This is a genomic window from Echinicola sediminis, from assembly GCF_054777495.1.
In genome coordinates, this window is sequence record NZ_BAAHAP010000145.1 from 1 (window position 1) to 9,373 (window position 9,373).

The following is a 9,373-nucleotide window of genomic DNA, read 5'->3' on the forward strand; positions in this document are numbered from 1 at the left end:
TGAGCTTAATTTCTTTAAAGAAGACAAGCCGCTAGGAACAGCTGGAAGTTTACACCTTTTGAAGGGAAAACTAAAAGAAACATTTTTTGTGTCTAATTGTGATATTTTGATAGATGAGGATTATAGTCAGATTTTGAAATACCATAAAGAAAATCGCAATGAAATTACTTTGGTGCCTGCATTAAAGCATATTAGCATACCTTATGGAACGATAGAAACAGGCGAAAATGGGGTGTTAGAAAATATGGCCGAAAAACCTAATTGGACGATTAAGATCAACGCGGGTTTGTATGTACTGGAACCTTCCTTGATTGATGAAATACCTGAAAACGAATTTTTTCATATTACTCATTTGATTGAAAAAGTAAAAAAGAGGAATGGAAGAGTGGGGGTTTTTCCAGTGAGTGAAAAATCTTGGAAGGACATAGGGGAATGGGATGAGTATTTGAGAAGCAAAGATGAGTAAGATAGACCTGTTAATTATAGGTGATGCATATCACCAGTATAATATTAATTTTTGCAAGTGGTTAAAAAAAGAAGTTCCTGAAATTCAGGTTTCGATTCTCAGTACATTTCCTGAAAGGAATGGAGTGGACATATCTCATGTTTACCATGACATTAATTTCATTTCGACAAATAATTCCATTTTTGAAAAGTTACCGGGATGTGGAAGTTTGGTAAGAATTGTTAAGACCTTATCGGTTCTAAGGAGGAAGCAGCTTGGAAAGGATGCTATCTTAATTCATTATGTGAAACCATGGATTTCCCTGATTAGCTTTTTTTTGAAGTCTAATACGAATAAATTAGTATCGGCACTTTGGGGAAGCGATTTTTATAAGTGTAACAAAAAGCAAAAACTTAACTGCTTATTTAAGCATTCAGATCATATTATCATAGGATCTCCCGTGATGAGAGACGATTTTGTAAAGGAATTTCCCAAAACACTACCTAAAATTTCTATTTGCTATTTTGGTAATCAGCCAATTGAAGTTTTGCGTGAATTTAAAAATACTGGCGTAAAAAAATCGGATAGTAGAGGAAAGTTTGGCATTAATGACCATAAGATAAATATTACAGTAGGACATAATGGAGGACAAATCCATCAGCATCTTGATGCTATTAAAGCCATTTCCAAAATTGACGCAAACTTCTATCCAAAAATAAGAGTGATTTTGCCCATGACTTACGGTGCGGAGCATGCTTATTTGGAAGAGGTGAGAAGGCTGTGCTGTGACATGCCGTTTGAAAGCCTTATTTTAACGGATTTTATTTCAGAAGAAATGGTTGCCCATTTGAGAAATTTAACGGATGTGATGATTAATGTAATGATTAATGATGCATTTAGTGGGTCGATGAGGGAGGTATTATATTGTGGAGGTTATGTAATTGCCGGCAGTTGGTTGCCATATGGATTTTTACGTGAGCAAGGGGTCTTTTTTGATTCCGTTGATAGCATTGACAACCTGACATTTAAATTGGAAGATGTATTAAAATGCGGTATGGAAAGCACCCATGACCGATGCAAGGAAAATGCAAAGGTTATTTATTCTTTTTCAAGCTGGTCTAAAACAATTGAGGGTTGGGCTCAAATAATTAGGAGAACAGAAAGGTGAGTTTAGTAGAGAAGGCTTCTAAGGGAGTAAAATGGACCTCAATTGGGACTATAGGTAGATCCTTATTTCAACTTTTGCAAATTAGTGTATTGACCAGGTTTTTGCCCAAGGAGGCTTTTGGCTTGGTTTCCATGGCTCTTATAGTGATCAATTTTTCCAATATTTTTCTTGATATGGGGCTAACCTCGGCCATTTTACACCACCAAAAGATTTCAAAAAAAGAATATAGTAGTCTCTATTGGCTGAATATATTCATTGCCATTGGCTTATTTTTAATTATTTGGGCCTCAGCTTCACTTGTTGCTGATTTTTACGGTGAGCAAGAGTTAACTGTTATCATACCCATTTTGGGGATGAATATCCTTTTTATTGCGATAGGGAGACAGCATAGAACAACGATGCAGAAACATTTTTTCTTTAAATCAATAACATTGATAGAATTGTTTTCTTTTTTCATAGCCTTAATGGTGGCTCTGGTTTTGGCAATGAACGATTATGGCGTTTACAGTTTGGTTTATTCCACATTGACGGCATCCTGTCTTTCGAATTTTTTCTTTTTTATGGGCAATATCAAAATGCATCCCATTAGCTTTTATTATAATTACAGGGATACAGTTCCTTTTTTGAAAATTGGAGGGTTTACCATGGGAAGTTCTGTGATGGATTTTTTTTCGAGGGAGATGGATGTTCTGATTATTGGGAAAACATTAGGAGCAGAAAGTTTAGGGGTATATACACTTTCAAAACAAATTGTAATAAAAATATACTCATTAATTAACCCTGTAGTTTTGACAGTGTTTAACCCATTGTTTTCTTCTATTCAAACAAGGAAAGAAAAATTGAGGGAAGTTTATCTTAAATTGATTCATACTCTCACATTAATTAATCTACCTATTTATCTAATAGTGGTGGCTTTATCGAAAGAGATTTTAGGTTTTATGTATGGAAGCTCCTACGTTTCTGGTTATCATGTTTTAGGATTTTTAGCTATCGCATATGCAATTAATTCCTTAAGCAATCCCGTAGGCAGCTTGCAGATAGCTACGGGACGTACGGATATAGGATTTAAATGGACAATTTTTAGAGTTACGATTTCGGCTATGACCCTATTTTATTCAGCAAGGTATGGAGTAGATGTAACAGCTGCTTCGTTAGCTTTTCTTAATTTTATTTTAATAGTCCCTTTCTATCATTTTCAAATTTACAATATGATTCAGGTAGGCTTTTTAAAATATTTTAAAACGTTTGGTAATCCTTTGTTTGTATTTTTAATAATTTCAATGTTTTACCTTTATTATATTTCGGACTATTATATATGGAGTAATGTGTTTTTAGTTAGCATTTCAAAGGCATTGTTTGCGATTTTTTTACTTTTTATAGTGCTATTTATTATCCATAGAAAAGGTTTAATTGAATTTTTTAATATGTTTAAATTTTATGTGCTAAAAATTAAGTAGTTATATATACTTAACCAAAAGAGAATGTGTATGATTATTTCTAATCATAGTGGTTCTAGTAAAAAAATAACTAAGGGGTTCTTTCCCCAAAAGTAAATATTTTTAATTTTAATGAAGTATTCTAAACTAAATATCCAATTTATATTTGTTATTTGGACTACTGTTTTGGTAAGTTTTTACTTTTTATGGATTAATGAGATTAGTGTTTTTTTTATTTATAATATATTTATTGTTTGGTGTTTTATTACCTTCAGAAAGACAGTTTACGTACCCTTTTTATGCTCTGTGGGCGCTATAATTTGCGTGTTCTTTCATGAATATTGGGGCGCTTTTTACGGAACCAACTATTATTTAGGGCTATATAGTGACGATTATAATTTTGACGTATTTTGGTCGGCAGGTTTTTTCGAAAAATACGGTATCAATCCGCTTTATATAAATCAGCATTTAGTTAATATTGAGGGAGGAAGGGGGATTCTTCATAATTCCAAGGGGTATGTCTACTTAATTATTTTGCTCCGATGGCTGTCCAGCTTTTTTGGAGAATACAGCTCCTTGTTGCCTAAGCTCCTCAATATTGTTTTCCTGCTTCTTACTGCATATTATGCAGGTCAATTGGGAAGTATTTATACGGGTAACGATAAAGTCAAAAAGATCATCACTTTTGTAGTATTTCTTTTTCCCGTGATGATTTTCAATTCTACACATATTTTTCGGGACACCTTGGTGTCTTTGATCATAGTGTATTTGTTTTATATCAGTATCAGGGAAAAGGGGTGGTCTTACTGGATCCAAGTAGTGGCTTTATTATTAATACTATTTTTTTTAAGGGTAGCCTCATTTGCTATGATGTTTCTGACGGTAGCTATGCTTCAATTCGAGTCCCAAAAGTTAAAAAAGTATTTACCTGTGCTATTATTCAGTTTTGGATTGCTGGCCTTGCTCTATTTTGGTGTTTACATAGAAGGTTTTTTGTCTTTGATAGGGAGGTATGAGGAAATGAATGTAGACCGGTTTGGCAATGTGGGGGGGGAAATATTTAGCTTACCTATATGGCTTGGAGCGATACCACGCATTTTATTTCTGTTTTTCATCCCCGCACCAGGATTAGGGTCTTTTCATCAGGTATTTTTAACCCTTTCTACCATTTTACAAATAATCTTTTTTCCATTTTTATGGTGGAGCTTAAAAAACCGTAAAATTGATTTTCGCCTAAAAATCAGTTTTGTAATGCTTTTTTTGGGAGTTGCTTTAACCACAGCTACCTTTAGGCATGTGATGATGTATTTGCCGTTTGGCATTGTTTTAGTCTGTCTAGAATTGCAAGAGAGAGGCTTCCTGATTAATACAAAGTACGTGAAAATAGTTTTTACGCTGATTATATCCTTTGCGATATCTTTGGCGGTGGCATTTACTTATTGAAAAATTGAAAAATCGGTTATTTGTTATAGTACCTAAGGGCTTATCCCTAGGAATTGTAGACTCTCAGGTGTTTAATAAGGGTGATTTCTATTTTAAAAAAAGATACAAGCAAGTAGTGTATTGCGTTTATCAGGGGGATTTTGAAGGAGAAAGTTTTGAAGGGAGAAATATAGTACGTTATCTTAAGCTAAAGGATATTTATACGCTTGTTGACAGTAATGATACGGTATATACCAGGAGTATTTGGGACTTCTTAAAGGGTATTAAGAGCAGGGGGAAAAAAATTTATGATTTTAGGGGAGTTTCTTCGTATGAATCTTATCTAAAGAATCATAATGCCTTTAAGTTTTTACTTTTATACTTATTGGAAGCTGTCCCGACATTTTTGGCTGATGAAGTGCACTGTGTTTCCGAAAATTTAAAACGATTTTTATCTAAGAGGTATAAGTCCAGAAAGTACGAAGTGGTACCATGTTTGATAGAAAATATCTGTTTACAACCAATGATCAAACGAGATGTTCATCGGTTTGTCTATGTTGGAGGGATAAGTAAATGGCAAAATATAGATCTAATTCTTGATTTCTGTGTGAACATGAATAAGAGAATCAAGGCACATTTTACCTTTATTACCGGAGCATCTAAGGAAATGAAACAAAAGGTGGAGGCGGTAGGCTTAAGCAATTACACCATAAAATCAGGCAACCGGGAATTTGTTTTAAATGAATTGCCTAATCATGATTATGGATTTTTGTTTCGAGACGACATTGTAATGAATAATGTCGCATCCCCCGTAAAATTTTTAGAGTATCTATCCAGAGGGGTGTTGCCTATAGTAAGTAAAGGAACAGGGGATTACGGTCAGATCGTCAGGCACAATCATTTAGGGTATATATATGAGGGTGAAATGGAAGCCTTCTCTTCCTATCTGCTAGAAAGCAAAGAGGAGAAAATTGCCCAACTCTTTCATAATCAAGAGGATTTACAAGTGTTTACCTGGTCAGGGTATAACTATGATAAGTATGTGAGAATGTATCATGGTGAATGATAAGGCGGTGTTTATTATTGGAAAAACCCCTCCTCCTATAGGGGGAGTAACGGTTCATATGGAAAGGTTGTTATATCAATTAAGGACTACCAACATTTCTTTTGTTTTTTTTGATTTGGCCCGTGACAAAGTATGGCAAGGACTGAAAGGCTTTTTAAAATATCAAAACATTCATCTGCACTCATCAAACCCTTACTTAAGGTTTCTTATTGTCTTACTGGGAAAAGTGTTGGGAAAAAGGGTGGATTTTACCTTGCACGGTGATTTGGGAAGGTACAAATCTCGCCTTAAAAATCAACTGGATCTATTCGCAATCAGATTTGCCCATCGACCTGTCTTATTGAATGAAAAGAGCTATCGAAAAGCACAAAAACTTAACTCAAATGCCCAATTGATATCCGCGTTTTTGCCACCGGACCTTAACAAGCAAGTTCTTTCCAATACATGGAGGAAAAAAATAATAGCCTTAAAAAGCGACCGTTTCTTGTTTTGTACTAATGCTGGTCAGGTGGCCTATGATAAAAATGATCAAGAAATATATGGTATAATAGAGTTGATTAAGGCTTTCAGTGGAAATGAGCGTTATGGGTTGATAATTTCTGACCCTTCCTCGAGCTACAGTAGGTTATTGGAAAGTGAAAATTTTGAAATACCCCAAAACATACTTCTGCTGACAGGGCCTCATTCCTTTTTTAAGGTCATGGAGCTGGGGGATGCTACTATCCGAAATACAAGTACTGATGGAGATTCACTTTCTGTTCGAGAATCCCTTTTTTTGGGTAAATTAACCTTTTGTACTGATGTTGTCTCTCGTCCAAAAGGGACAATTCTGTATAAGAGAGGTGATATTAAGCGTGTTTTTAGCAATATTTCAAAGCTGCATACTCCCTTTATGGTTTCTGTTGAGGCAGATGTTGATAAAATTGTAAATTTGTACCGAATATAATATTAGTGTTTTAGCTGGAGTACTAATATAACTGATCTGGCAAATTAATTATAATCAATTGATAGTGTTATATAAAGAAAAATAATGAAAATAGATCTTATTGCTGGCGCTAGGCCAAATTTCATGAAAATTTCCCCTATCATCGATGCCATCAAAGAGGCCCAGGGTAGAGGAGAGGATATTTCCTTTAGGTTGATCCATACGGGGCAGCACTATGATAAAAACATGTCTGGAAGCTTTTTTGAGCAATTGGGCATTCCCGAACCGGATGTAAACCTAGGAGCAGGTGGTGGAAGCCAAGCAGAACAAACGGCTGCGATTATGATAGGCTATGAAAAGTTATTATCAGAAGTTAAGTCAGACTTATGTTTAGTAGTAGGAGATGTAACATCTACCATGGCCTGCGCAATCTCCGCTCAAAAGCTTCATGTTCCGGTGGCCCATGTGGAAGCGGGAATCCGCTCGGGAGATTGGTCTATGCCAGAGGAAATCAATAGGATGGTGACTGATAGTATTACCAATTATTTCTTCACCACCTCCGAAGTAGCCAATGAAAATCTGAGAAAGTCAGGTATAGAAGAAAGCAGGATATTTTTTGTAGGGAATACCATGATCGATACCTTACTAAAGCATCGGCCTAGGTTTGAAAAACCCTCGGTTTGGGACGAAATAGGGTTGGAAAAAGGCAAATATTTTGTAATGACTTTACACCGTCCTGCCAATGTGGACCAAGAAGAAAAACTCAAAGAGTTAATCGACGAAATAGTCGATCACACTAATGGTTTACCTTTGGTTTTTCCTGTGCATCCGAGAACCCGGAAAATATTGGAGAACTTAGGTGTTTCCCATGAAAGATTGCATATGGTGGAACCTTTAGGGTATTTGGAATTTAACTATTTGGTTGAAAAAGCCAAATGTGTGGTGACTGATTCGGGAGGAATTACTGAAGAGACCACGGTGATGGAGGTACCTTGTATGACCCTGAGAGATAATACAGAAAGGCCAGAAACCATAACTTTTGGAACCAATGAATTACTAGGTACTGACCCTAAGGCAATTGCTCCTGCTATGGAGAAATTGTTTAAAGGTGATTGGAAAAAGGGTAAAGGAATTGAAAAGTGGGATGGAAAGACAGCTGCCAGAATAGTACGGGAACTACTGAATCTAAATAAGGAACAAGCAATCGTTTCGGCCTAATCCCGAGCTTTCCCTTTTCCATGAAAAATAAAATTGAATACTTTAAAAAAGTAGTGCAAACAGTAAGCCATCTGAAGCCTATTCAGGTGGCTTACCAGTTGAAAAATAGGCTGATTAAACCTGGCCCTTTAAGTAAATATCAAATAGACTATGATCATATTATAAAATTGAAGTTTTTTGATTTACCTGAAGTAAAGGAGGTTTGTATTCTTAATGAAAAGGGAAGAAGATTTACCTTTCTAAATCTTGATCAAGAATTTGAAGGGCAAATAGATTGGAATTTCCAAAAGCATGGAAAATTATGGAATTATAATTTACAATATGCTGATTTTTTGAGACAGGATGCTATTCCTGTTAATGAAAGATTTTGTTTGATCTGTGATCTTTATAAATGGCTTTGGGAAGGTAAATTACCATTAGAACCTTATCCTGCATCATTAAGGATCATGAATGTAATTAGGTTTTTGTGTACTGAAGAAAGGTTAGGTGATAAACTTTTACTGGGTTATTTGAAGGCTGAAATAAATTATCTTAGTCAAAATCTGGAATACCATCTTTTAGGAAACCACTTATTGGAAAATGCGTTTGCTTTATTGATGGGAGGATCCTTTTTTAACGTCGATATATGGAAGAGAAAAGCCGTGAAATTGCTGTCTTCTCAACTAAAAGAACAAATATTAAACGATGGGGCCCACTTTGAATTAAGTCCAATGTACCATCAAATTATGCTTTTCAGGGTTTTTGAAGCTTTTTATTTTACTGGAAAGAATAATAAAATTAATGATTTATTCAAAGAAAAAGCTGAGTCGATGCTTTCTTGGTTAAACAACATTAGTTTTAGAAATGGGGATATTCCCCATTTTAACGATAGTTCAAATGGAATAGCATGGTCATCTAATCAGTTAAATGAGATTGCAAGGAAATTGAATATTGATTTTGATGAAAATTTACTTTTATCTGGTTCAGGTTATAGAAAGTTTCTATTTGATGAATTTGAGATTGTTGTAGATGTGAATGGGATTAGTCCCACTTACCAGCCAGGGCATGCGCATGCAGATACTTTTTCATTCTGTCTTAATTACAATGACGAACCTATTATCGTAGACACTGGCACATCAACATATACTATTTCGAATGAAAGGAATTATGAAAGATCCACTCAAGCTCATAATACCTTAGTTATAGATGAGGAAAACTCTTCAGATATATGGGCCGGTTTTAGAGTGGGAAAAAGAGCCCTTGTAACAATTACTGAAGATACAGGTAATAAGATAATAGCTCATCATAATGGATATGCTCACAAAGGAATAGTTCATGAAAGAACATTCTCGGCCATCGATAAACAGCTGTCAATTAAAGATAGAATTATAGGGAAATCTTGCACAAAGGCTAATTTTTATATTCATTTTCACCCAAGAGTAAAAATAGAAAAATGGCATCAGAGTAAATTTTTGATTAACAATAATTTATTTATAAAATTTGAGGGAGTTCAAAATTCATTGATTGAACAATATCAATTTTGTGAAGGATTTAATAATACGTTAGTTGCTCAGCGAATAAATATTGAATTATTGAATAAGAAGGAAATTGAAGTTTCCATATCAAAAGCATGAAGATTCTTTTTTTAACAGATAATTTTCCTCCAGAGGTAAATGCACCTGCAAATAGAACTTACGAACATTGCAAGGAATGG

The 9,373-nt window shown here is 34.8% G+C and carries 9 protein-coding genes; 8 read left to right on the plus strand and 1 reads right to left on the minus strand.

The features are described 5' to 3' along the window. The 3 genes from ACYVAA_RS21265 to ACYVAA_RS21275 form a co-directional block, all read left to right on the plus strand. Positions 1-466: sugar phosphate nucleotidyltransferase (locus ACYVAA_RS21265; RefSeq protein WP_460545713.1), on the plus strand; the 466-nt coding region annotated here is incomplete at its 5' end. Further along, the gene (locus ACYVAA_RS21270; protein ID WP_460545715.1) at positions 459-1,613 is read left to right on the plus strand and encodes a glycosyltransferase family protein; all 1,155 of its coding nucleotides are present in this window, start codon (positions 459-461) and stop codon (positions 1,611-1,613) included. The genes ACYVAA_RS21265 and ACYVAA_RS21270, both read left to right, overlap by 8 nt. Then, positions 1,610-3,070, plus strand: a complete 1,461-nt coding sequence (locus ACYVAA_RS21275) for an MOP flippase family protein (RefSeq protein WP_460545717.1) — start codon at positions 1,610-1,612, stop codon at positions 3,068-3,070. The genes ACYVAA_RS21270 and ACYVAA_RS21275 overlap by 4 nt, the downstream gene beginning before the upstream one ends. 504 nt (positions 3,071-3,574) lie before the next feature. On the opposite strand, the gene ACYVAA_RS21280 is transcribed toward ACYVAA_RS21275, so the two are convergent. Continuing rightward, positions 3,575-3,778: a hypothetical protein gene (locus ACYVAA_RS21280; protein WP_460545719.1), complete on the minus strand. Its 204-nt coding sequence runs from the start codon at positions 3,776-3,778 to the stop codon at positions 3,575-3,577. A 138-nt stretch (positions 3,779-3,916) separates the two neighbouring features. Here ACYVAA_RS21280 and ACYVAA_RS21285 point away from each other — a divergent pair, with 138 nt between their 5' ends. From ACYVAA_RS21285 to ACYVAA_RS21305, 5 genes are all read left to right on the plus strand, one after another. Continuing rightward, positions 3,917-4,492, plus strand: coding sequence for a hypothetical protein (locus ACYVAA_RS21285; protein ID WP_460545721.1), 576 nt, complete (start codon positions 3,917-3,919; stop codon positions 4,490-4,492). 4 nt (positions 4,493-4,496) lie between these two features. After that, positions 4,497-5,537 carry a glycosyltransferase family protein gene (locus ACYVAA_RS21290; protein ID WP_460545723.1) on the plus strand — a complete coding sequence of 347 codons (1,041 nt, stop codon included), beginning with the start codon at positions 4,497-4,499 and terminating at the stop codon, positions 5,535-5,537. Positions 5,538-5,544: 7 nt separating this feature from the next. Beyond that, positions 5,545-6,483, plus strand: coding sequence for a hypothetical protein (locus tag ACYVAA_RS21295; protein ID WP_460545725.1), 939 nt, complete (start codon positions 5,545-5,547; stop codon positions 6,481-6,483). 84 nt (positions 6,484-6,567) lie between these two features. Next, positions 6,568-7,680 (plus strand): UDP-N-acetyl glucosamine 2-epimerase, encoded by a 1,113-nt coding sequence (gene wecB / locus ACYVAA_RS21300; RefSeq protein WP_460545727.1) that lies wholly within the window; start codon positions 6,568-6,570, stop codon positions 7,678-7,680. 20 nt (positions 7,681-7,700) lie between these two features. Then, the gene (locus ACYVAA_RS21305; RefSeq protein ID WP_460545729.1) at positions 7,701-9,293 is read left to right on the plus strand and encodes a heparinase II/III domain-containing protein; all 1,593 of its coding nucleotides are present in this window, start codon (positions 7,701-7,703) and stop codon (positions 9,291-9,293) included. Positions 9,294-9,373 lie beyond the last annotated feature (80 nt).

Coding starts and splice junctions, on each gene's coding strand:
- ACYVAA_RS21270 (WP_460545715.1), top strand. CDS start 459: ATGAGTAAGATAGACCTGTTAATTATAGGTGATGCATATCACCAGTAT.
- ACYVAA_RS21280 (WP_460545719.1), bottom strand. CDS start 3,778: ATGTGTAGAATTGAAAATCATCACGGGAAAAAGAAATACTACAAAAGT.
- ACYVAA_RS21285 (WP_460545721.1), top strand. CDS start 3,917: ATGATGTTTCTGACGGTAGCTATGCTTCAATTCGAGTCCCAAAAGTTA.
- wecB (WP_460545727.1), top strand. CDS start 6,568: ATGAAAATAGATCTTATTGCTGGCGCTAGGCCAAATTTCATGAAAATT.
- ACYVAA_RS21305 (WP_460545729.1), top strand. CDS start 7,701: ATGAAAAATAAAATTGAATACTTTAAAAAAGTAGTGCAAACAGTAAGC.